General features: G+C 36.5%; 27 protein-coding genes and 1 pseudogene. 7 read left to right on the top strand and 21 right to left on the bottom strand.

Features of this window, described 5'->3' with window-relative positions; all coding sequences use genetic code 11:
- Window positions 1-288 precede the first annotated feature (288 nt).
- The 10 genes from MKY49_RS07695 to MKY49_RS07650 all read right to left on the bottom strand — a co-directional run bounded on the left by MKY49_RS07695 (window position 289) and on the right by MKY49_RS07650 (window position 8,601).
- Window positions 289-1,119 carry an MBL fold metallo-hydrolase gene (locus MKY49_RS07695; RefSeq protein WP_341385902.1) on the bottom strand — a complete coding sequence of 277 codons (831 nt, stop codon included), beginning with the start codon at window positions 1,117-1,119 and terminating at the stop codon, window positions 289-291.
- 45 nt (window positions 1,120-1,164) lie between these two features.
- A complete protein-coding gene (locus tag MKY49_RS07690) occupies window positions 1,165-1,725 on the bottom strand; it encodes a hypothetical protein (RefSeq protein ID WP_341385900.1) in 561 nt (186 codons plus the stop codon).
- Window positions 1,709-2,596 (bottom strand): hypothetical protein, encoded by an 888-nt coding sequence (locus MKY49_RS07685; protein WP_341385899.1) that lies wholly within the window; start codon window positions 2,594-2,596, stop codon window positions 1,709-1,711. Before MKY49_RS07685 ends, MKY49_RS07690 begins: the two co-directional genes overlap by 17 nt.
- Window positions 2,597-2,748: 152 nt before the next feature.
- The gene (locus MKY49_RS07680; RefSeq protein WP_341385898.1) at window positions 2,749-3,108 is read right to left on the bottom strand and encodes a hypothetical protein; all 360 of its coding nucleotides are present in this window, start codon (window positions 3,106-3,108) and stop codon (window positions 2,749-2,751) included.
- 134 nt (window positions 3,109-3,242) lie between these two features.
- A complete protein-coding gene (locus MKY49_RS07675) occupies window positions 3,243-3,416 on the bottom strand; it encodes a hypothetical protein (protein ID WP_341385897.1) in 174 nt (57 codons plus the stop codon).
- Between the two features lie 35 nt (window positions 3,417-3,451).
- Window positions 3,452-3,580 (bottom strand): hypothetical protein, encoded by a 129-nt coding sequence (locus MKY49_RS07670; RefSeq protein WP_341385896.1) that lies wholly within the window; start codon window positions 3,578-3,580, stop codon window positions 3,452-3,454.
- Window positions 3,573-3,809: a hypothetical protein gene (locus MKY49_RS07665; protein WP_341385895.1), complete on the bottom strand. Its 237-nt coding sequence runs from the start codon at window positions 3,807-3,809 to the stop codon at window positions 3,573-3,575. Before MKY49_RS07665 ends, MKY49_RS07670 begins: the two co-directional genes overlap by 8 nt.
- 10 nt (window positions 3,810-3,819) lie before the next feature.
- A complete protein-coding gene (locus MKY49_RS07660; RefSeq protein ID WP_341385894.1) occupies window positions 3,820-4,014 on the bottom strand; it encodes a hypothetical protein in 195 nt (64 codons plus the stop codon).
- 155 nt (window positions 4,015-4,169) lie between these two features.
- The gene (locus tag MKY49_RS07655; RefSeq protein ID WP_322606300.1) at window positions 4,170-4,979 is read right to left on the bottom strand and encodes a sulfurtransferase; all 810 of its coding nucleotides are present in this window, start codon (window positions 4,977-4,979) and stop codon (window positions 4,170-4,172) included.
- Between the two features lie 10 nt (window positions 4,980-4,989).
- Window positions 4,990-8,601, bottom strand: a complete 3,612-nt coding sequence (locus MKY49_RS07650; RefSeq protein WP_341385893.1) for a dynamin family protein — start codon at window positions 8,599-8,601, stop codon at window positions 4,990-4,992.
- A 251-nt stretch (window positions 8,602-8,852) separates the two neighbouring features.
- On the opposite strand from MKY49_RS07650, the gene MKY49_RS07645 reads away from it, so the two are divergent.
- Together MKY49_RS07645 and MKY49_RS07640 are read left to right on the top strand one after the other, a co-directional pair.
- Window positions 8,853-9,278, top strand: a complete 426-nt coding sequence (locus MKY49_RS07645) for a DUF4183 domain-containing protein (protein WP_341385892.1) — start codon at window positions 8,853-8,855, stop codon at window positions 9,276-9,278.
- Window positions 9,279-9,302: 24 nt separating this feature from the next.
- Window positions 9,303-9,623 (top strand): DUF4183 domain-containing protein, encoded by a 321-nt coding sequence (locus MKY49_RS07640; RefSeq protein WP_322610485.1) that lies wholly within the window; start codon window positions 9,303-9,305, stop codon window positions 9,621-9,623.
- Between the two features lie 40 nt (window positions 9,624-9,663).
- Here the strand turns inward: MKY49_RS07640 and MKY49_RS07635 are convergent, their stop codons facing one another.
- From MKY49_RS07635 to MKY49_RS07620, 4 genes are read right to left on the bottom strand one after another with little or no spacing between them, the layout of a single operon-like run.
- Window positions 9,664-10,407: a 5-oxoprolinase subunit PxpA gene (locus tag MKY49_RS07635; RefSeq protein WP_274796507.1), complete on the bottom strand. Its 744-nt coding sequence runs from the start codon at window positions 10,405-10,407 to the stop codon at window positions 9,664-9,666.
- Window positions 10,404-11,264 carry a 5-oxoprolinase subunit C family protein gene (locus MKY49_RS07630; protein ID WP_322606302.1) on the bottom strand — a complete coding sequence of 287 codons (861 nt, stop codon included), beginning with the start codon at window positions 11,262-11,264 and terminating at the stop codon, window positions 10,404-10,406. The genes MKY49_RS07635 and MKY49_RS07630 overlap by 4 nt, the downstream gene beginning before the upstream one ends.
- Before the next feature lie 3 nt (window positions 11,265-11,267).
- Window positions 11,268-11,963, bottom strand: coding sequence for a 5-oxoprolinase subunit PxpB (gene pxpB / locus MKY49_RS07625; RefSeq protein ID WP_274796505.1), 696 nt, complete (start codon window positions 11,961-11,963; stop codon window positions 11,268-11,270).
- A complete protein-coding gene (locus tag MKY49_RS07620) occupies window positions 11,947-12,561 on the bottom strand; it encodes a pyroglutamyl-peptidase I (protein WP_341385891.1) in 615 nt (204 codons plus the stop codon). Before MKY49_RS07620 ends, pxpB begins: the two co-directional genes overlap by 17 nt.
- 424 nt (window positions 12,562-12,985) lie before the next feature.
- On the opposite strand from MKY49_RS07620, the gene MKY49_RS07615 reads away from it, so the two are divergent.
- The 4 genes from MKY49_RS07615 (at window position 12,986) to MKY49_RS07600 (ending at window position 16,057) form a co-directional block, all read left to right on the top strand.
- Window positions 12,986-13,444, top strand: coding sequence for a chemotaxis protein CheX (locus MKY49_RS07615; RefSeq protein ID WP_274797293.1), 459 nt, complete (start codon window positions 12,986-12,988; stop codon window positions 13,442-13,444).
- Between the two features lie 326 nt (window positions 13,445-13,770).
- Entirely contained in the window at window positions 13,771-13,893 is a 123-nt protein-coding gene (locus tag MKY49_RS07610; protein ID WP_009370491.1) for a hypothetical protein, read from the top strand.
- A 24-nt stretch (window positions 13,894-13,917) separates the two neighbouring features.
- A complete protein-coding gene (locus MKY49_RS07605; protein ID WP_036118325.1) occupies window positions 13,918-14,409 on the top strand; it encodes a cytochrome b5 in 492 nt (163 codons plus the stop codon).
- Window positions 14,396-16,057 (top strand): b(o/a)3-type cytochrome-c oxidase subunit 1, encoded by a 1,662-nt coding sequence (locus MKY49_RS07600; protein WP_274796502.1) that lies wholly within the window; start codon window positions 14,396-14,398, stop codon window positions 16,055-16,057. The genes MKY49_RS07605 and MKY49_RS07600 overlap by 14 nt, the downstream gene beginning before the upstream one ends.
- A gap of 1,332 nt (window positions 16,058-17,389) precedes the next feature.
- Here the strand turns inward: MKY49_RS07600 and MKY49_RS07595 are convergent.
- The 3 genes and pseudogenes from MKY49_RS07595 to MKY49_RS07585 form a co-directional block, all read right to left on the bottom strand.
- On the bottom strand, window positions 17,390-17,761 hold the full coding sequence (locus MKY49_RS07595) for a hypothetical protein (protein WP_341385890.1): 372 nt from the start codon (window positions 17,759-17,761) through the stop codon (window positions 17,390-17,392).
- Window positions 17,762-17,998: 237 nt separating this feature from the next.
- Entirely contained in the window at window positions 17,999-18,280 is a 282-nt protein-coding gene (locus tag MKY49_RS07590) for a hypothetical protein (protein WP_312507635.1), read from the bottom strand.
- Between the two features lie 154 nt (window positions 18,281-18,434).
- Window positions 18,435-19,122, bottom strand: a pseudogene (locus MKY49_RS07585) (tyrosine-type recombinase/integrase).
- 235 nt (window positions 19,123-19,357) lie between these two features.
- On the opposite strand from MKY49_RS07585, the gene MKY49_RS07580 reads away from it, so the two are divergent.
- Entirely contained in the window at window positions 19,358-20,767 is a 1,410-nt protein-coding gene (locus MKY49_RS07580) for a VanZ family protein (RefSeq protein WP_341385889.1), read from the top strand.
- A 411-nt stretch (window positions 20,768-21,178) separates the two neighbouring features.
- Here MKY49_RS07580 and MKY49_RS07575 read toward each other — a convergent pair whose 3' ends face one another.
- The 4 genes from MKY49_RS07575 to MKY49_RS07560 all read right to left on the bottom strand — a co-directional run bounded on the left by MKY49_RS07575 (window position 21,179) and on the right by MKY49_RS07560 (window position 23,574).
- A complete protein-coding gene (locus MKY49_RS07575; RefSeq protein WP_341385888.1) occupies window positions 21,179-21,625 on the bottom strand; it encodes a GNAT family N-acetyltransferase in 447 nt (148 codons plus the stop codon).
- Window positions 21,626-22,233: 608 nt separating this feature from the next.
- Window positions 22,234-22,761 carry a permease gene (locus MKY49_RS07570; RefSeq protein ID WP_274796493.1) on the bottom strand — a complete coding sequence of 176 codons (528 nt, stop codon included), beginning with the start codon at window positions 22,759-22,761 and terminating at the stop codon, window positions 22,234-22,236.
- Complete coding sequence (locus MKY49_RS07565) at window positions 22,758-23,240, bottom strand: hypothetical protein (RefSeq protein ID WP_341385887.1); 483 nt, start codon at window positions 23,238-23,240, stop codon at window positions 22,758-22,760. Before MKY49_RS07565 ends, MKY49_RS07570 begins: the two co-directional genes overlap by 4 nt.
- Window positions 23,233-23,574: a PadR family transcriptional regulator gene (locus tag MKY49_RS07560; RefSeq protein ID WP_274796491.1), complete on the bottom strand. Its 342-nt coding sequence runs from the start codon at window positions 23,572-23,574 to the stop codon at window positions 23,233-23,235. Before MKY49_RS07560 ends, MKY49_RS07565 begins: the two co-directional genes overlap by 8 nt.
- Between the last annotated feature and the right edge of the window lie 116 nt (window positions 23,575-23,690).

Raw genomic sequence — 23,690 nt, 5'->3', positions numbered from 1 at the left:
GTTTTATCTACTTAGAATACATTTTTATGTCAAATTACACATTTCACAATCAATTATTTTTAAATAATAATAGCTAGAGAGTAATCGCTGAAGAATGTACAACTGTAGCCTTTTTGCCTGTTCAACTTTTCACATAGTATTTTTCTTGTGTAAAAGAGAAATTTTTCACAAACTTATGTAAGCGTATCCATCATTACAATTGGTTTTGTCACAATTTATTCACATTTTTTCACAATGTTATTTATTATAACTTCAATTCTTTTATATAAAGCAACAAAAAAAGAGCCCCTATAGTAAGGACTCATGCATGAATTGATTGATAAAAGCTGTGATTATATGCTTGGACGACCATTGCTCACCAGATACTTTGGTAATTGGATAATCTCGTGGGAAGATACTTCTCGTCATGTCTTCTACGGAATATCCTTGCTTATAAAGTTGTCGTACTTTATCTTCTAGTTGTTCAATATACGCAATTTTCTCCATTATTTTTTCTCGACCATTCGGCAGATACCCTGCATGACAGCAAAATACCTCTTTAAAATCATAGTTTAATAATTTTTTTAAGGACGCTAAGGTATGTACAATATTTTCCTCGTCAAGTACAACCTTTGTTTTGCTTTGAACATATAAATCACCCGTAAACATTGCACCCGTTTCACGATTATAAAAGGCTACATGATCCGTTGTGTGACCAGGTGTTTCAATGACATCCCAAACTGTTGTCTTTGTTTGCAATGTAGCACCAAGCGGCTGAGCAACAAATGCTGGACGCTCCCCCCATAATGCTTGACGATACATAGGATAATCTCCCACTGTTTCACAACGAGTAAGAGAATCACGGTGAAGATAGATTGGTACATCTTTTTGCTGCTGAAGCCAAGCAACATTTCCCGCATGATCTTCATGAGAATGTGTCAATGCGATTTGCTCGATTGATAGAAGACTAAAAAAAGATTGAAACTCCTGTGCCAATGAATTAGAGCCTGTATCAATGAGTAATCCATCCACAAAAAAACTGTAAACACTCATCCCGAACCCTTGTATAGCTACTTTCCCCTGCGCACTTTGCACATGACCATTGTGATGAATCTCAATGCTCGTCTCACGTGTAAACATCCATTTTCCCCCTTTTCAAGAGTGTAGCATAAAATGAATGGTGAGTCATTTTAAGGGAATTCTAGATTTCATGGTAAATTTAATGGATTTTCTGATTCGTTGAAGATGAAACAGTAAACGTACATTGGCAATAAATAACAAGATCGCACCAATACTTACAAATATAATCATGGAGAAGTAATCCACATTCATGATAAAAGTCCATCCTGCAGCTACCCCTAAAACAAGCCACTGATACATCGTCAAAATACGAGATGTAGTTTGAAGTGCTTTATATTGTCGTTCAATTTCCGCTACTATCTTACCAAACTCTAAAATAATAAATAATTCAACGATTACTGTTATCACTAACTGCCAGGTACTTAAAACGATATTTATTGGCAAGAGATTAACAAAGAGTAATCCGATATCGAAGAAGATCAAATTTTTCGCCAATGTTTTTCCTTTAAAATAAGATAAACTTTTAAATAACGCACTATAAAACAAAAATTGTTGAATGTAAAAAGCAAAGGGAACGATATTCAATAGCACCAGTTTCAAGCAAAGGGCAATCGAAAGCCATTTTAAGAACTCTAAATGTCGGTACTTTTCATCCATCGCAATCATAACGCTGGCGCTCCTCTTTTATTTTTTGAATATCTAATACAGCTTTTTTATCGATCCATACTGGCCATATCGCATCCGATCCACTTACACTTACTTTGGCATGAATATCTAATCCAGAATCATCGGTTTGAAAGGAAACATAGACAATTTGCCCTTTCTTCACGGAAATAGGGAAATCCTTATCTGTATAGGCCACTTCATTCACTCTCAATTCTAGCAATTTAGTATGCCTCTTTAGGCATGCAGGTATATTGACTGCATCAATTTGCGTATCCTGCGGAGATTCAAATGATGCCGAATGTTCCCCATTGCTACTACCAGATACACGAATTGAACGAACCGTTCTTTGATTAGAATCATCCCATTTTAAAGATAAGGAAGTAGCTAATTTTTCACCATCGTTTAGGACTAAGTATACCTTCTTCGTTTGAAGTAGCTTTTGGATTTCCGTTGTATTGGCACTAAAATAAGCGGCACGCATAAATTGATGGGCAGTTTCATTCACCACATCACTAGAATAATAAAAGTAGCCACCCTTTCTCTGGTCTCCAGTACTCGTTGTCCATAATGTAACATCGCCAGCCTGTAAATATTCAACTTTACGATAATCGCTTTTATTTGTTATATAATGTATTGCAAAATCATGCGTGTCATTATCACTATAAAAATCGTAAACAAGCGGAACAATCATAGGGTTAGCCAACTGCTTATGCACATATACCGCACTATTACTAAGCAGCAGAACCATAATCAAGCCAAACATTATTACACTTAGCTTACTGACACCTTTACGAATTGCTATTATCATCATTGAAATCGTGATGGCTATAAGTAGCATAGCAATGCAATAATACATACTATTTAAGCCCAATTCATTCCCCCCTCTGAAATACTCTATATAATACCATCAAACCCTAAAATAGTAAAAATTACTTTATTTAGTAATAAAATATTCTCTGCTATTCTTCATTTCAGTGCGGTGTGATTCACTACTTTTCTATTCTATCCTTCAATTTGTGCTTTCTATCCACTTCCTCTATTCTTTCCTATTACTCCTGGTGCCCTATCCTCCACTTTTTCTTCTCTATCCACCACTTCGGGCATCCTATCCACTACTTTTTCTTTTCTATCCTTCAATTTGAATGTTCTATCCATTCCTCTATTCTTTCCTATTACTCCTGGTGCCCTATCCTCCACTTTTTCTTCTCTATCCACCACTTCGGGCATCCTATCCACTACTTTTTCTTTTCTATCCTTCAATTTGAATGTTCTATCCATTTCTCTATTCTTTCCTATTACTCCAGGTGCCTTATCCTCCACTTTTTCTTTTCTATCCACCACTTCGGGCATCCTATCCACTACTTTTTCTTTTCTATCCTTCAATTTGAGTGTGCTATCCACTTCCTCTATTCTTTCCTATTACTCCAGGTGCCCTATCCTCCACTTTTTCTGTTCTATCCATCACTTTAGGCATCCTATCCACTACTTTTTCTTTTTTATCCTTCAATTTGAGCTGGCTATCCACTTCCTCTATTCTTTCCTATTACTCCAGGTGCCCTATCCTCCACTTTTTCTGTTCTATCCACCACTTCGGGCATCCTATCCACTACTTTTTCTTTTTTATCCTTCAATTTGTGCTGGCTATCCACTACTTTTTCTTTTCTATCCTTCAATTTGAGCGTTCTATCCACTTCCGTTATTCTTTCCCCTTACTCCAGGCTCATTTTCAATCAATTTCTTCTCTATCCATCAATTCGGGTGCCTTATCCTCCACTTTTTCTTCTCTATCCACCACTTCGGGCATCCTATCCACTACTTTTTCTTTTCTATCCTTCAATTTGAATGTTTTATCCACTTCCGTTATTCTTCCCCATTAATCCAGACGCCTTATCCTCCACTTTTTCTGCTCTATCCACCACTTCCGGAATCCTATCCACTACTTTTTCTTTTCTATCCTTCAATTTGAATGTTCTATCCATTTCTCTATTCTTTCCTATTACTCCTGGTGCCCTATCCTCCACTTTTTCTGTTCTATCCACCACTTCGGGCATCCTATCCACTACTTTTTCTTTTCTATCTTTCAATTTGAGTGTTCTATCCACTTCCGCTATTTTTTCCTATTAATCCAAGGGCCCTATCCTCCACTTTTTCTTTTCTATCCTTCAATTTGAATGTTCTATCCATTTCTCTATTCTTTCCTATTACTCCAGGTACCTTATCCTCCACTTTTTCTGCTCTATCCACCACTTCCGGCATCCTATCTACTACTTTTTCTTTTTTATCCTTCAATTTGTGCTGGCTATCCACTTCCGTTATTCTTCCCCCATTAATCCAGACGCCCTTTCCTCCACTTTTTCTGTTTTATCCTTCAATTGGAGTGTGCTATTCACCAAAAGCTTCTCTATCCATAAAAAAAAAACGCCCACCGAGGTGAGCGTTTCCTTTTATTCATTCGTACCTTTTTCCACATCGTATTGTGTAATCCAGTCACTAAAGCTGCCTACGTATAATTGGATGTTTTCATAACCTTCATCTGCCAAAACAGCATAGAGTGGGGATGCTGTTACACCGCTGCCACAGTAGACAACCACTTGTTCGTCACGCGCAACTTTTTGACGTAATGCGTCGTTCGCTTTTAATTGTCCATCTACCTTCAGCTGCTCCCAATCGAAGTTTTTGGCTGTGGGAATATGTCCTGCTACTTGATCTAATGGCTCTATTTCTCCTCGGTAGCGCTCCGCTGCACGTGCATCGAGCAAAGTAGCCTGCACTTCACCATCAACTATAGCCTTTACGGCTTGGCGTGGTGCATAAAGCTCATCCTTCCAAACAAAATCGATGATCGTTGGTGGGTATTTAATAATATCCTTGGTGAACGGAATTTTCGACTCGAGTGCAGGTGCACCGCCGTTTACAATCACAACATTTGGGAAACCTGCATAAGTTAGCATCCACCATGCACGTGGAGCAAATGGAGCTGCTCCTTGATCATAGACAACAATTTGATCATCATAGCTTAAGCCTAATTCTTGAAAGACGGACGCTAATTTTTCCTTGCTCGGCATTGGGTGTCGGCCTTCAATACTGTCCATATCTGATAGCTGTTGTTCTAAATCAATATGAACCGCCCCTGTTGCATGGCCTTCTTCAAATGCTTTTTTCCCTGCCTCTTTATTCTGAAGATCGAAACGAGCATCTATAAAGCGAACCCCATCAAACTGAATTTCATCCACTGATTTGAATACTTTTCCCATATCAATCACCTCATGCGTATTGTAATTGTGCGTAAATTGCTTTCCAGGAAGCTAAACGGCTCTCTTCCTGTAGTGCCAATCTTTCTGTTTCAATTTGTTCAAGCGCTTGATGATAAATATATAAACGTAATTTTTCTGCTTCCTCTGCAATAAACGTAATCGCCCATGTCATGAGGGAAACTTTCTGTGCATCTAAATAATCTTGTGCATCTGGCTTTGTTAATGTTTCAAGCGCTTCACTTAACTTCATTTTTTCATTCTTTTCAAAGAATGCTTTTTGATTGCGGAAGTGAGATTTTACGCTCGCATATTTTGAGATATCCGAGAATGGTCCTTCAAAATCCAATAAATTCGGCTCTGAAGATTCGAATGATAAGAACGAGAAGCTTCGATTTAATTCTTTGAGCTCGCGTACTTCATCTTTAAAGCGTTGTTGCATTTTTTTACTAATAAACTGTGATAAACGGAAATTAGTAACACGCATTTCCTGTGTGAAATCAAAACGTAAACTTTGCATGACTTCCTTCAATGCATGCTCCAATGCTTGCTGTGCTGGCATCGCTGCAAATGTCGACGGATTGTATCCTTCCTTAAAGAATTCTGGATAACGATAATAGACACGTTGTAGAACATAATACAAAAGCTCATCAAGCTCTTGCTTCGTTTCACTTTCTAACATACTTGTATTAAGCGCACTGAACTTCGTTTGAATATGTTGTTCAAGTGTTGTTAGTTCCTCTAAACGCTCATCTTTACGTTTTAAGTTTTCCTCCGTTTGGGCAATTAAATCTGCCAGGCGCTGCTCTGTTTTATCAACTTCTTCTGCAAGTGCCTGTACGGCTAGCGCACTCAACTCATCATTTAAGAATGTATGGAAGTCGTTTTCAAACGGTGGCATCCCTGATGCTAAATCAGCATCTTCTACTTTTTCTTTTAACGCTAATAGGCTGGAAACCCCGTACAAGCGAGGGAAACGAATACCAAAGCGTTGTAACTCTGAACGAACATAGCCTTTTACATCTTCTTGCTCTTCTTCAGTTGTTGCTAAATCAATCGCATTGACAATAAAGAACATTTTATCAAGCTCAAATGCATCCTTTACACGACCAAGCTGAATTAAAAACTCACGATCAGCTTTGGCAAAGGCATGGTTATAATACGTAATAAATAGGATGGCATCTGCATTACGAATATATTCAAAGGCTACCCCTGTATGACGCGCGTTAATAGAGTCTGCCCCTGGTGTGTCTACTAGCGTCACACCCATACGTGTTAGTGGGCTATCATAATAGAAATCAATATTGTCAACAAAGCAAGATTTATTTTCTTGCGCAACAAACTTTTCAAATTCTTCACGGTCCACACGGATAATTGTTCCCAGTTCAGATTTAAAAGTTGGATAGCCTTCCTTGTAAGCACGAATAAATGATTTATGAACATTTAAACGCTCATCCGATAACTGTACGGCAAGACCTTCATCCGCACGGTTAAATGCTTCTTCCAATGAAGATACTGCCAAGCCGATTGCTTTATAAGAGCCTTGAATATCCTCTAACATTTGCTCGGCTGTTTTAAGCTGTACGTCTGCCGTTTCGTGTGGATGCTCAGGCGTTACAGGGCGAATTTTATTAATAGCTGCTGTTGTAGGGTTTGGTGATACTGGTAAGACCTTCGCGCCCATTAATGCATTCGAGAAGGAAGATTTCCCCGCACTAAATGCCCCAAACAAAGCAATGGTAAAATCTTTTTTCTGTAATCGTTCCACTTTATTTTCAAGATAGTGCGCAACTTCTGCAAAGCCTTGTACCTCTTTGACAGCATTGGCCGTATGAAGGGCACGATGTATAACACCATCAATTGGTAAAGTCGTTGCACTAACAGCCTGCTGAACTTCTTCTTGTTGGATCACTACTTCTTTCGGCTTCAGCATAGACTCATCAAACAAGCGAATATCGGCTAAATCTTGCTTAAATGAATGTTCCCAATTTGTTAGCTGTTGATTCGCAATTTTACGGATTTCATTGCTTGCTTGATGCATAATGCTTGCACTATATTGCTGATAGCCTTCGATTTCAAGTACAGCATTAATCGCATCCACTTTATCCTGCATAGCAGCCATTTTTAGTTTTGAAGGTGCTGCCGTTTCTGTTGCCACTGCTTCAAGCGTTGTCGCTTGGGCATTTTTCCAGCTATCTGTTTCTTGGATGAAATAGCGCTTCGTTGCCTCTGCGACACGGTTAGCAAAGTTTAATACAGCATCACCTGTTAATAGTGCGCCTGTTTGAACTTGCTGCTCGATCAATGAGAAAGGTAAGTCAAATTCATAGCCATCGATCGCTGAAGCCCGTTCTTCATTTAAAGCGCCAACATCCTTCAAGGCCTTTTTCATAAGCCCTTTTAGATGCCCTGTGATTTGGGCATGAACAACATTTTGATAGGCACTATATGCATCCTCTTTACGACGATTACGCTCTTCCTCTGTTTTTTTCTTGGCAGTAAAGAGTCCCCCTACTTTAAAGCCCTCCTGCATACTTTCTAGATACAGACGTAAACGGTCACGTAAATCAGCTGGCATAATAGCAGCATTCGCAAGTAATTCCTTACGCTGCTCTTCAAACGTTTCATTCCAAGCTTCTACTGAGAATAATTCAACCTGACGATTTAATTTATTGTATTGCTCTAAAATATCTTGATGGTGTGCCCAGTCATCTGCACTTAAGATGTCTTCATCAATAGCTAAACGATCCTCTTTTTCTTCCATTAAATAATTGTCATGCTCACTTTGCAATAAACGCAATGTATTCGTTGCTGTTTGTACAAGCTGCTCCTGCCAATCATTCATACTATCCATAACAATTTTCTTGACCGCCTCAAAATCATTATGTGGATGTTCTGGCTCTCTTAAAGAAGTGAAGAATACACCTTTCGGTACAACTCCCCATGCAGCAAAGGAATTATGAACAGTAGCTTTAAAGTCCTCAAAGCTTAATTCATTGTCTTTATGCTTATCAATCATATTGACAATTAAATAAACGTTTGGATTATATTTCATTAACTGCTTTGTAAATTGGAAATTCAGCTCTGACTGCACATGGTTATAGTCCATTGTATAAAATACGATATCGGCAATATGGAGTGCTGATTCAGTTGACATACGGTGTGCATCATCTGTTGAGTCTACCCCTGGCGTATCCATCACGGTTACACCTTCAGGGAGTGTAGAAGTACTGTGGCCAATTTCAATTTGTGACACTAAGTCTCCATTTTTACTTAGCTCTTTTACCGTTTTAAAATCATAGCCAGCCTCAAATTTAACAGGCTTTTCATTGCGCATATAGACGATTGCATAGTCTTCCTCAGATTTATGCACTTTTACGATGTTAGCACTTGTAGGAATCGGACTAGAAGCTAGTAAATTTTCGCCAGACAGCGCATTAATCATACTTGACTTCCCTGCAGAGAAATGGCCTGCAAAGCCAATCACATACTCTTTTTGTTGAATCTTCCGAGCAAAAAGTGACGTTTTATCCATACGCTCCGTATCACCATTATGCTGATAGATTATGTATTGCAAAGAAGCTTGCTTTAAAAGCCCCTCCAATTGTTGTTCAAAATCTTTCATGAAACCAGTAACCCCTTTTTCGTTAATTATTCATAATTAGTATTCTACCTTATTCAACTAGCAAAGTATAACACTAATTTACGGTAAAAGGCATGAATGCCAACGCTTCCTCCTAGCTAGTACGCTTCGATTGTATGAAATAATTCTCGTTAAATGAAAGATGCTCAACTAGATAGAATGATATTTTCTTCATATTTTATAGTGAACCTATTCGGGGCAAGACTATTTTTTAGAAAAGAGTGTGATAGCACATGGTGAATCCTAAGAATCATCAGCACGTTGAAAAAGATTGTCCTTGTAACTGCGAGAATCGATTTATCTGGCCCCGTATAAAAGCAACAAACGGAGTGCCCGTTGTTCCTCCTTCTGAAGTAGTCCCAGAAGGAGCCATTATTCCGACCATCCATCGATATTTTTATATTGTCACAGCGGATCTTGATTTAACAAATGGGGCTACACTTCCAGCGACCCTCTTTTGGAATGACAATGCCGACCCCATTACTGAATTTACAATTTTTTCGCCCAACGGTTATATCAATCTTTATATTAATGCCGTTATGCAAGAAGGCGGCATTTATACGGTAACTCCAGCCTCACTCACGATTGATCCCTACAATACTACATTGTATAGAGGAACGCCCATCATCATTGAATCACTAGGCTTCACAACAAAATAAGCAACACGAAAGGAGGTGAATCAGGTGGCACTTTCCATCATTAATATTCATGTCAATGTAACTGGTACTTCTACAAGATTTTTTAACGTCTTAGCTGCACCTCTAGCTATTACAGACGGCACAACAGTCGCTGCTACAACATTTTTAGATGATAGCGGCACAGCTGCAACTGCATTTCCTGTAGTCGCGAATGGTTACTATAATTTATATATCAATGGCGTTCTACAGGAAGGTGATGCGTATACAGTTTCTGCAACTGAAATAACATTCAATACTGTTACGGCTTCGCTTTCTGCTGGAACACCAATTGTGCTTGAAGCAGTCGAATTAGTAACAACGATTTAAATAAAAAGGATGCCTTAAACAACATTAAGGCATCCTTTTTTCACATTTGTTCTAATTGCCTTCTGAGCGCAGCAATTTTTTTAGCATAGCTCAGGGCATGTGGGCCATCTCCATGAATACATAAGGTATTCGCAGCCACTTGTATTTTTTTTGATTGTACTGATAAAACTTCATTTGCCGTCAAAATACCTTTTACATGTACCAGCATTTCTTCTTCTGTTTGAATTAAGGCATTTGGTTCTTGTCTGTTTACTAATGTACCATCATCATTATAACGACGATCAGAAAAGACTTCCTCATATACTGATAGTCCCTTTTCCCTTGCGATTTTCGCCATTTGGCTACCAGATAAACAATATAAAATAAGTTGTGGATTGAAATCGTACACGGCATCGATAACGGCTATTGCTTTTTCCCGATCATTTGCACATTGATTATAAAGTGCTCCATGCGGCTTCACATGATGAAGTATCCCTTTTTCAATTTGCACAAATGCTTGCAATGCGCCAATTTGATAGACCGTCAAATCGTATATTTCAGCTGGACTTAAATCCATATTTCGGCGTCCAAATCCCTCACGATCAGGGTAGCCCGGATGTGCACCAATATGGACATTTTTACGAAGAGCACTGCGAATCATTTGATGCATAATTGTATGATCTCCTGCATGATAGCCACATGCAATATTGATAGAGGTTACATAGTCAATTATTTCTTCATCTTTTCCTGATATAAAAGCTTCGAAACTTTCGCCTATATCGCAATTAAAATCCATTGGCATCATTCCTCCAGTACAAACTTGATTGTGTTAAACATACGCATTTGAGCCACTTTATGTAAATCATCTTCATGGATCGTCGCAATAATAGGATAGCCTCCTACCGTTTGAGCATCTGCCATTAAAATAATGGGATTACCACTTTGGGGCACTTGGATGGTGCCAAACTGGGTGGCTTCTGAAAGGATATCTTGCATATTTTGAAGTTGCAGGGTAGGCCCCTTTATGTAATAGCCCATACGATTACCACCGATAAATTGAAAAGGATTTTGAAGAAAAAGGCGTTGACTCTCCTCGGTAAATAACTCGAAATGGGGTCCTTTAAACATTCTCACTGTAATGGAGCTGGCAAAAGTCGGACGATATGGGGCATAAAGGCCTCTATTCATTTTTAATGGAGATGCGACTTGCCCATACAAAATACTCCCTTTCGAAATCGCTGTACCTAGGTTGCCAAGTGGTAGGTATGAGCTACTACCAAGCTCATATTCTGAATGAAATCCTCCGAGTGGTGTCAGGTAAACAATGGAACCTTGACTCACATTCTTAATCGCAAGTCGATCACCCTTTGTTAAATGGAATGTCTTCCACATTTCGATTGGCGCACTATTGACCAAACATGTGCAACATCCACCAGTTAAAACATAGATGCTATCTGCCAGTGCCTCAAATTCAAATCCACCTACAAACATTTCAAAAGATGTTTGGTCATGAAAATGATGTAAGATTAACTGGGCTGCATGAAATGAAACGTTATCCATCGGTCCAGATAACGGAATACCAAATGCCCGATAGCCATACCGTCCCTTGTCTTGTAAGCTACCATAAACACCTTGTTTTGTTACGAGCAGAAGTGGCTTCAATCGCTACACTCCTTTGCTTTTCATTTCCCAAAATTGTTGTTTGGTAATTTCATAAAATTGAACTTCATCACCTAGTTCGAATAGAAACGGTTCCTTCCCATTCGCATCAAATAGATCGAACGGCGTTTTACCGATAATATTCCAGCCACCCGGTGAATCAACGGGATAGATTCCTGTTTGTCCACCTCCCACGCCAACGGAACTCGCAGAAACAGATGCCCTTGGATTCTTTAAGCGTGGCACAAACAGTTTTGCATCAAGCTCTCCTAGGTAAGGAAAACCAGGCAAAAAACCAATTAAATAAACATAATAGCTTTTGGACATGTGTAGCCGTTTAATGTCCTCAAATGATAAGCCTGTATAATCCATAACGCGCTGTCTATCTAAGGCAAATTCCTCATCATAGCAAACGGGTATTTTTAAAAGCCTATTCGTCCCATCAGCAATAGCTGTGGACACTTGCATCTCAAGCCATTGCCTTCTTAAAAGGTCCACATCTACTTGCTGTTTGACATAGGCTGTAACTGTATGATAACTTGCTACGCTTTCTATTAGATTGTGCCGTAATTGTTTAGTTAGAAAACGATTGAATGCTTGTACAGCATGAAAGTTGGCGTGTGATATTTCCTCATGGAATGCAAAACGTATGGTCTGCTGACTAATCCACATCGAATGTGGAAAATCAATGATCGTCTGCACGTACAGTCTCCTCTATACAAAGCTTCACAGCATCAAGTAAATCCTGGCTATTCCACCCCGGAATTTTACCATGTTGTATAGCCAAATCAAAGGAGGCAGGAATATGAATAAAGCCAGCGCGAACACCTTGATGATACTTTGCATAAACAAGCCCTTCATACATTATGTTATTGCATAAATATGTACCTGCTGTATTGGAGATTTCGGCTGGATATCCATCTGCTTGTAATCGATTTACCATATTACGAATCGGTAAATTTGTTAAAAAAGCATCAGCGCCCTCTTCCTGAATACTCTCGTCAACGGGTGTGTAGCCGTTATTATCAGGCTCCCCATCTTTCACATTAATAGCAATGCGCTCTGGCGTGATTTTAAACCTGCCCCCCGCTAAACCTAATGAAATAATAATTTGAGGCTTTACCTCGTCTATATATTGCTTGAATTGTTGTGCCGATTGCTGAAAATCTACTGACAAAATACGTCCAACAATCGTATAGTCACCTATCTTCTCTCCATCTAAATTTTCTACAATTTGCATTGTTGGGTTGATCTTATAATCAAGAAATGGCTCAAACCCTGTTACTAATAGTTTTGTCATGTTTCGTCACCTGATTTCTTTATGTATGTATAACCTAAAAGGATTGGCTTCATTTTACAATAAAATTCAGAAAAAACAAATTCTTCTCTTCCATAAAAAAGCAAAAAGAGTATGAAGCGCTTTTGCTCCATACTCTTTTAAAAGTAATCTTATTTTAAATGCGCAGTCGCCTGTTTCATGACGTATTTTCCAACTCCAATATAAATCACTACAGCTGCTCCTATCAATACGAATGTCATTGCTGACCGCTCCTTTTCATATTAAATAATATCTTTTTCATTAGGCTTTCAGACCATTACACTGAATTTGAAAATCATTCTCAATAATATATTATAAATTTCCTGTTAATTCGTCAAGACATACTTTCATCTTACCCTTTCTACATGGTAAGATGTAGAAAAGTCGGAAAAAGGATGCGGTAATGATGAGTAATTCGAAGTACTTTCAAACTATTTTAAATGGGACAATTCACGCTTTAAAATCCATTCTTCCTATGGACATAGAAGTAAAGTCGCCTAGTATTATTTCTGAACCCTTTCAACAGCAACAAATGGGCGTTTTAATTGGCTTAATTGGGGATGTAAAGGGGCGTGTGATTATTGATTCCTCTCCTGAAGTCTTTAGCGGTATTGGTAGTACTATGTTCGGTATGCCTTTGGAGGGAGAAATGCTAGAATCCTTTACTGGGGAATTTGGTAACATGATTGCAGGAAATTTATGTACAGCTGTTGGGCAAGAAAGCTTAGAAATTGATATCACTCCGCCAACGGTGATGGTGGGCAACACAAAATTATACGGCTTTGAAAAAGCATTTGCTCTCCCAGTCTCGGTTCCAAGTGTTGGTGCACTAACAGTTCTACTAACGATTGAGGAAGAAGAATAGAAACTTAGAATCTATTTCAAATAAGACATTGTATGCAGAAGCCTATTGCATTTATGTATATTCGTTATTTGCAAGTTAGTTTTTTGTCTGTGGAATCCCCCACTCTCCTTCCAATCTATAGTTTTTACTAAAATTAAGCAAAATACAATAAACGGACAAGCCATCTCAATGACTTTTGAGATGGCTTGTCTTTTTCTCTTCCCAATTCTTCACACTTTCTTCACATAAACCCTCTAGATGTGTGATTTTTTTCACATCAAAATCAAATGGATTTTTATATGATGTCAGTAAGAAACACCACAATAAAAAGCGTAGGAGGAGCAAAAATGGCAAACAAAAAGAAGTCAGATGAGAATTTAAAAGGTTCACTCTATGCAGTTTTTGGAGTAGGCATTATCATCATTTTACTTTGGGTGTACTGCTTCGATTTATTCATTGGACGGTTTTAATTTACGAAGAAGGGACAGAAACATATGCACATACATAAGTATGAGAAGTATTGGCTTGTGTTCGGAGTTGCTACTTTAGTAGCATTCCTCATCATTCTCGGTATCGGGGCATTTCACCAAGGCTCCCATCCGAACAATGGGAAAAAAACACTAGATTACGAGAAAGTAAAAGAGACAGCACCTTTTGATAATCCAGGTGTCCATAAAGTAGAGGGAAAGGATTGGGATTATGAGGTAGTAGTCGTAGCCTCAGCATTTAATTATAATCCTCCACAAATTGAGGTACCACTTGGTGCTAAGGTGAAATTCATTGCAACAAGTGAGGATGTTATGCACGGTTTTGAGGTGGCAGGTACAAATATCAACATGATGCTTGAGCCTGGCTATATTTCGGAATATGTAACAGAAGTAAATAAGGTAGGCGAGTTTTTAATCGTATGTAATGAGTATTGTGGTACAGGACATACGATGATGCACTCTATGCTAAAGGTGGTGGATTCAAATGAGTCACACTAATTCAATGACAAAAGTAGATCGACGCGATGCAAAGCTAGCCATGGCACATATTTACGTGGCATTCATCGCTTTATTATTAGGTGGTCTAGCAGGTTTATTACAAGTATTTGTACGTTCTGGACAATTTACATTACCAGCTGGCATTGGCTATTATCAAGTATTAACAGTACACGGCGTATTACTTGGTCTTATTTTAACTACATTCTTTATTTATGGCTTCCAAATCGCTAGTGTTAGTCGTACTTCTGGTACTTTCACAAATGGACAGCGCAGACTTGGATGGATCGGTTTCTGGTTAATGACAATCGGTACAGCTGCTGCTGCAACAATGGTTTTATTGAATAAAGCAACGGTTCTTTATACATTCTATGCACCACTAAAAGCGCATTGGATTTTCTATTTAGGCCTGACATTAGTCGTGGTTGGTTCTTGGGTTGGCGGCGCGGGTCAAATTTTACGTTATGCACAGTGGCGCAAAGAAAATAAAGGTAGTGGACAACGCAGTCCTTTATTATCGTTTATGGTGGTTGTCAATAATTTAATGTGGTTTGTCGCAACGCTTGGTGTAGCAGCTTCTGTCTTAATTCAGCTGTTGCCATGGTCATTAGGTTTAGTTGAACGTGTCGATGTTGCATTATCCCGTACCCTTTTCTGGTATTTCGGTCATGCACTTGTATACTTCTGGCTACTACCAGCGTATATGGTTTGGTACGTCGTTATTCCAAAAGTAATTGGCGGGAAAATTTTCTCGGATTCTCTAGCAAGACTTTCCTTTATGCTGTTCTTAATTTTCTCTGTACCTGTTGGGATTCACCATCAGTTAACAGAGCCTGGTATTGATGGGACTTGGAAATTCATTCAAGTTGTTTTAACATTCGCTGTCATTGTTCCTTCTCTTATGACCGCCTTCTCGATGTTTGCGATGTTCGAATTACGTGGTCGTGAATTAGGTGGTAAAGGACTGTTCGGCTGGTTTAAAAAATTACCGTGGAAAGATGCTCGTTTCTTCGTGCCATTTATCGGTATGGTGGCGTTTATTCCTGGTGGTGCTGGCGGGATCGTCAATGCCTCCTATCAAATGAACCAATTAATCCATAATACCATTTGGGTAACGGGCCATTTCCATTTAACCATTGCTACAGCAGTCGTTTTAACTTACTTCGGTGCGGCCTTCTGGTTAATTCCACATTTAACTGGCCGTACGTTAACGAAATCTTTAAATAATCTTAGTAATTTCGCTGGTATCCTATGGGCTACAGGTATGACCATTATGTCTTCTGCTATGCATATTGCCGGACTAATCGGTGCGCCTCGTCGCTCAGATTACTCAGAATATGGTGGTGCTTCACAGGCATATGATTGGATTCCATATCAAATCGCACAAGCTGTTGGTGGAACAATTCTCTTTATCGCCATTCTAGTCATCCTATACATTGTGGTGAAATTGGCTTGGTTTGCGCCTAAAGGTGAAGAAGAATTCCCTGTAGGGGATGTACATGCACTTAGCGGTCCAACACCAGCCATTTTAGAAAATTTCAAAGTATGGCTTGTTATTTTAGTAGCCTTAATTTTATTTGCTTACACAGTACCAATTATCGATATTATTTCAAACTCACCAGCTGGCTCTAAAGGCTATCAATTGTGGTAAACATCTCTTTATGAAAAAGGCGATTTCTCTGCAACGAGAAATCGCCTATTTATATCTTAAAGCAGATAAATTTGTATACTTTTCTTGTAAATAGCCTGCTAGGTATTTAGCATTTAAGCCTTCCACTGTCGCTTCCTATTGTTTTGATCCGCAAACCCTTATTGAAATTACCTGTTCCTTTAGTTTAAGTTGTTGAATATCGTTATTGAACTAAAGAACCCCGTTAGTGGAATAAGAAGCTTAGGATAGGAGGTGATAACAATAATAGTAGTGCAAATGTAATCAGCCATTTTGTTAATGTTTTTGTGAGTTTGTCATTTACATTTCCTTTATACCATCCACTAAATTGCAGTTTATTTCGATATAAAATAGTAAATATAATTAAAATTGAGATTGTCATCATTATTCCATAAGTATTCGAATATTTCATCCCTAATTTTTGGTAGGTACGAACAATAATATTGCCTGAAATAAAATAAAAAATTATGAGTAAAAAAAACATTCTTATGAACTCCAATAGTATCCTCATTTACAATCACTCTCCAAACTTTTATTTAATAGTTATTCACCGTATATATCTACATTGTTATTTAACTATCCGGCTTCGTTAGTTCAAGAAAAAAAGAGCTGCTCCTATGCAACCCAATAATCTTCAAGAAAAGCACACATATAGTTTAAGTAGAGATTTCTTCACAAACTTGTCTTTATTAACACTAATTAATTAATACTATTTATATGCTTATTTATTTTTTCTTCTGTCAATGATAAACCATTTTAAGATTCCAAGTATTAGTATTAAAAGTGGTATTCCCTGAATGAAGAGAAATCCTGTCCAAAAATTATTTATAGTGCTGGTCGGGGAGGCTGTTGCCATTACAATACTAGGGGAATGGAACTACGGTATACTTTAGCCATCCGGTACGTTTTAATGTCCTTATATCTCTAACTTCCCCATCCTTTCCGACTACAAAAAGAATATTGTTTTCAGGATAATCTTCATCTAAAGAAGTCACTGAATTTTGTTCGTAAGATACCACCTGTATATTTATAAAATACTTCCCTTCATACAACACTTTACTTTCTTTAAAATCGTTTAAAATATCAATGGCTTTCGGGATTGTATTGTTATTTTCGTAAACATTGAACTTATAATGAAAATTAATAACTGACTCATTGTTCAAAGGATACAACGATTCATTTTCATCGTTTGTTAGTGATGGTAATAATGAATTGGTGTCTATTTTTTCTTTCTTTCTAAGGTCATCAATTAGCCTTTTTTTTGACCATTTTCAATATTAAAATCAAGATAATAATTTTTTGAAGGTTCATCCATTAAATGGTATTTTTGATAATCTGATTGGATGCCTCGATAAGTTCGGGATGTTGTTGAATATATGCTTCTTTAAATAGTTGTAAATAAACATCGTCACTTTCGTTAGGAATAAATTGATTTGTTTCTCGATTAAAGGCTAATGTGAGATTTACATGATAAGGTTTATAGATTTCTACATAACCATACTTACTTTCACCACGCTCACCATCATTTTTAGCACTTAGTATGTTGTAGTTATTTATTCCGTAGTTTTCCAAATGATTTTCAACATTTTCTTCTACATATTTTTTGGGGATTTCACAGCCCATTAACAAAAGCAGCAAAAAAGCAATTATAATAGCAAGATTTTTTTTGAACAATTTAAAATACATAACCAAAACCTCTCATCAATTTTGATATTATTTCCTTTAACTCAATTCTTATAAATCCTTGTTTGCCTTTAAGTTCAAATGCATATTGTTTTGTTTCAACCATATCAAAATACAAGTTATTTTAACAGATCCTTATTCCACTAAACTGCCAAGTTAGATAAAGTATAACCTTCCCAAAGCGTGGCTTGGGGATGTTTGTACTTAACGTTGTAAGCCTGTAAAAACTTCAATAAGTAATTATTTTTTATTTTTTAGTTCTAAAAGTATAGGTGCTATATTTAGTAAGATAGAAACAATTGTCAGAAACCAAAACGCCTTATTCATATTAGGTATTTCCCTTAAAGCCGACCAATCTTCAACTTTTATCCAATTAGATACAAGGCTATGTTCTGCACAGAGTGTCAATGCTGTAAATGATAACCCCATTGCCATTGCTAATTTATAATCTTTACCTGTCCCATACATAAAAAGATTTATACAAGTAGCTACTATAGCAATAAGACCTAATATTAACCACATAATGACACCTCCCTTTTTCAATATAGACATAAATTGTAATTAAATTGTTCCCAAACCTTCTTTTGGTAATCTTTCATAAAAAGTTGTTATTCCTGGCCCTATAATAAAAAAAACACCCATTTCTACATGAGTGTCTTAATTGAATGAAAGTTTTTTAAAAGTATTTACTGTATAAATCCTGTCTTAGCTTTCCGCTTAGCTGAGCGTATCTTTGTAGTCTCACTCTTTTCATGACCTAGTAAACTTTGAATGACATCAATTGGCGCACCGTTATTAATCATATGCGTTGCATAGCTGTGTCGTAATTGATGCGGATGTATACTCTTTTTTATACTAGCACGATTTGATATGCGCTTGATAATATATCTTAAATTATCAATGCTCATTCGCCTTTTCGGCCGTCTGTCCGTAATAAACAAACAAGGTTCTTTATCCTCTCGTTCATCTAAATACCTTTTTAACCAAATAGAACAGCGGGTATTAAAGTACACTTCCCCTTTCTTTATCACCTTTCCCTTGTACAATTACTGAATTCGATTGAAAATCGATCTCTTCTCGATTTAATATTACAACTTCACCAATACGGCAGCCGGTTGAATACATAAACTCAAATAGTGCTTTCTCCATCGTTGTTTGACAAGCTTCCCTTAGATGTTCTATCTCTAATTCTGTCCAAAACTAGAAGGCTTTAAGTGGTCTCCTGATCGTATTAAATATTCTTTTAATCTATCTGTATTAAATTCGTTCATATCAATATCCCCAAAAAATCGCAATAATAGATTGTATTGACATACAAGGATATTCAACAAACTAAAAAAATATTGATAGTTCCGAACTCTAATTAATCAAAAAGGCACTTTCCTTGTTTCCAGGAAAGCGCCCGATTGTTGAGTACCTTATTGAAGATAAGCACCCGTTAGCCGAATAACAACCATCTTATTGAAAACAGTCATTATTAAATACTTAATAACTAAACATACTTACATACTTCATAAAATCTTAAGTTTTATACTTAAAGAACCTTAAGATTTTCTTGCTACAATGAACAAGGCAAATTATTAAGGAGGTTACGTTACAATGGATTTGATTAGTATAGTATCGGGTCTTTTACCGTATGTAAAATATTCTATTTTTATCATCACAATCTTGATAATTGGATACTTTATATATAGAAAATTTTATCAGGGGAAATATCCAATACGTCTTTCTAAATTTGTTCTCATCACTTTACTTATTTGTTGGTTCATTGTAGTATTTGGAATCACTACTCTCAGTAGAGGGGCAAAATATACAGATCAGATTAATTTCAGTCTATTCACTAGTTATGTAAATGCATGGAACAAGTGGTCACTGACTGAATATCAATTAATCATCTTTAATATGTTAATGTTTGTACCGTTAGGCGTACTATTACCGTTGATTCATCATAAAAACAAATCATTTTGGCGTGTACTCGTCATATCAATTGCTTTCACGTCTTGTATTGAAATTTCCCAATTGATTACAGGTAAAGGGATTTTTGAATTAGACGACCTTTTGCATAATACCATTGGGAGTTTAGCAGGGTACTTTATTGTGATGGTATTCATTTTATGGACCGAACAACGAAAATTAACATTTATACCGATTGTGAAAGCTATTTCTATTCCAGTAGTTTTTATTACGTTATTTGGCGTAGCAAATGTGGTATATAACGCTCAAGAATTTGGGAATCTGCCATTCAAACCTGCACAAAAACAAAATATGGAACACATACAGATGCAACTGGAAACTGAACTTTCCAATAAATCACCTAACGCATGTGTTTATTACAATAAAGATGTGAATGATATAAAAAAAGGAAAATTAATCGCCCAATCCATTGCTAAACAATTTAATTTGAAACAACAAGGTGGCATACGGATTGAAGTGGATAATCGTATATTTACATTTCAAGACGATGAAGGCAGTAACTATTATTTAACTTATTTCATGTCAAATGGTTCTTGGTCCTTATCATTCGATAATATAAATGATGACCCCCTAAAAGTTGATATTAAACAGAAAAAGCAACTTTTAGAAAATTGGTTAAAAAGTGAAGGATTATTACCTAATAACGCTATCTATCAGCAGCAAGATGAACGTACAATTCGTTGGGATTTAGCTGAACCAGAGAATTTACAATCCACATGTGAAGATTTCTCTAAAGGTCTGGTTATGATTAGTCTTTTTAATCAGCAAGTACCCGACATATTATTTGACATCAGTGACAATGAAATGGTTGCGAAAAAGCAATTAATTTCACAACAGCAAGCATATAATGTAATGGTAAACGGAGAGTTTAGCACATACAATCCTTTACAAAAAGGTGATACATTAACGATAACGAATGTTCGTCTAACATATACTTATGATACAAAAGGTTATTATCAGCCCGTATATGTATTTACATGCAATGTAAATGATTCAGACTACATAATTGAAGTTTTAATCTCAGCTATTCAGTAAATAAAAAACCGAACTTGCCCAAATAGTGGACACTAAAAAAGTGTAGCTATTCGGGTTTTTTGTTCAACATCTCTTATTCAATTAAAATGGCCCTATAATGAGATTGAGCGCTAATCCTTAGACAGAATCGCGCCCGATTGTTGAAGATCAAGTTAGTGTTCATTGTTTTTTACTTGTTAAACTAAAGCACCCGGTTAGTTCATGAAAACTTTCAACCTGTGATTTTGAAGGACTAAAATCATCATTTCACAATTGCACCCCATCAAGTTGACAGTCGAAATAAAAAACGGGTTGAACCCATAATTCTAAAGGACTCAAGCCGTTTCACATTTAGTGATAATGATTAAAAATAAATATAGTCATCTAACACACTTCTTGTTTAAAATCCATAATTAATCTAATTAATGCATTTTAAAACACTTTAACTTTCATTAGAGGAAGATGACGATCTGGGAACACCGAAGAAGGAGTAGAGCCAATGCACTCTGCTCCCATTTTTAAATAAAAACCTTCGGCATTAGGTTCGCTATCAAGAGTAAATTCGTTTATTCCTAACTCTTCTGCTTTGTTTAGTAAATGGTCCCAAATCATTCTCCCTAATCCTTTACCGATATAATTAGGATCTATGAACAATGCATCTAATTTCCGTTCACTAATTGTAAAGCTATAGAAAGCTACTATCTTGTTATCACTCTCCATTAAATAAACGGGATTTTCTTCTATGTATTCTTTAGTTACAGTCAAATCATCTTTACATTGTTGTAGAAAATCTTCTGTATATCCCCAGTAGGCTTTTGATTTATAAGCCAAGTTGGTTAAAAAATTGCAATCTTCTATTTTTGCTCTCCTAATGAACATTATATTCCCCTGAACTAATTATTTTCTCATCATTCAACTTAGGAAATTTGGGTTAAATTCCCATAATATAACTATACCTCGAAACTTAAAGGAAAAACAAGTTGATCTTGCTAATGCTGTTTCTGATGAAAAAAGGCGCATTTCTTAGAGAAACGCGCCCGATTGTTGAATATCAAGACAGTTATCTTGTCTCCTGCTGTCAAAATAGACCTCTATATTTGATTAATCCAAAAAGAGGTTTGAAAGTTTCTTTTTAATAACAAAGTAAGTTAATATACCTAAGCAAATATATATAATCAACATACCACTCCCCATTACTAACGAAAATTTAAATCCAATAATTAGAGAGTATATATTTAGTAATATATAGATTGTTAAAAATACAAGACCTTGCTTCCTGCTCTTAACAAAAACAGAAGTAAAAATAGCTAATATTAAACTGACGCTAATTAATTGTCCTAAAAAGACCACTGTATACATCAAAATATTAATCCCCAATCCAAATATCACCTCGCAACATGATTCATAAAAGCGCCCGATTGTTGAATAACGTATTCATAACATTATAAATTAGAAATTGAGGGGTTAAAAGTTTTAATGACTTAAATCTATATCTCCATGGTTGCATTATCCTTTAGTAATTTTTCTTGGCTGTATAATTTTTCAAAAAGAATTCCTGTTAAATAGTAAAACACGAGACCAAAACAAATATGAATAAGTGTGAATTTAAGACCAAATGATGTGAATTCATACAACAGAACCGGCAATTTCACTGTCGACCAAGCCCCTAAGAAAAATACTATATAGCGCACACTAGCTCCTTTTTTCAATAATAATATTGCTATTGGAAAGGCTATATAAAGAGGGCCAGCTGCTACCGTTGCTAATAATAGAGTGAAGAGGACTCCATATATACCTGATTTTTCACCCATATAACTAATAAGTGTTTCTTTCGTTACCCATTGATCTAATAATCCAACTAATATAAATATAGGAGGTAGCAGAAATAACATATCCAAAATACTTTTACCAGTTAACTGAACGGTTTTTATAGCAATTGCTTGATTCATAAATGTAAGAAGAAATAATCCTAATAATAAAATGAAAAAGAAACGATATCTTTTTAGCTTCATCATGTCATCACTACCCAAATAATTAATGCAAATAGAAGAGACATTATTATGGAAGAAATATTTCGAGCATAAGCAAAACTTCTTCCAAAAATCTTTTGCTCCATAGTTAAAGTAACAAGTCCTACAGACATCAATGTCGACATTAATACGGCAACTTGCGGAAGGCCAGCTCCATTCTGAACTAATGTATGTCCGAGAGGAAAGACAATAAAGCTTGGAACTAAAGCAATTGAGCCAATAATCGTGGAATAGATGATACCTAGGAAACCTGAATTCCCCCCAATAATGGAAGAAATAAGGGATGGTGTCAATAAAGATAATGCTAGACCAATAAATAGCATAATCGCTAATAAATCTGGCAAAACATTTCGAAACATTGTCCATGATTTAAATAATGCTGTTTTTGTTTTATATTTGTCTTTTATGAAGGAAATTCCCAAATATATAGAGGCTATCGAATAGAGAACTAAGCCACTAACCATTATCTTGAACCTTCCATTTCTCAAATTTATCTAGGAAAAAAGCTAAATTTTTCAATTTTTCTTCAATATCTAGATGAAATTCTTCTAATTTTCTTTTACCAATAGTAGTAATTTTGTACATCCTTATCGGTTTGTCTTGCTCAGATATATTCAAATAAGATTCAACAGCGCCTTCTTCCTCTAATTTTTTTAGCGTGCGATATAATATCGCACTATCAATTGGGTTGATGGGAAGCTCCTCCTCACATTTTTGTAGAAGTTTTCCTCCATAGTTATCTCCCTCTGTTAAAAACAGCAAAAGAAATGCTCCTGTATGTCTCCCTGTATGCTTCATAAAAGATACACCCCTCATTTTTTTAATGATACAACATCACTGTTAATGACAGTATACTGTCATTAACAGTAACAAGTCAATATTTTTTCTTTGTTCTAACCTTGCCCTTAAATTGA

This window comes from Lysinibacillus sp. FSL M8-0134 (assembly GCF_038069745.1).
Lineage (GTDB): Bacteria > Bacillota > Bacilli > Bacillales_A > Planococcaceae > Lysinibacillus > Lysinibacillus irui.
This window is presented reverse-complemented; position numbering and strand designations above follow the sequence as displayed.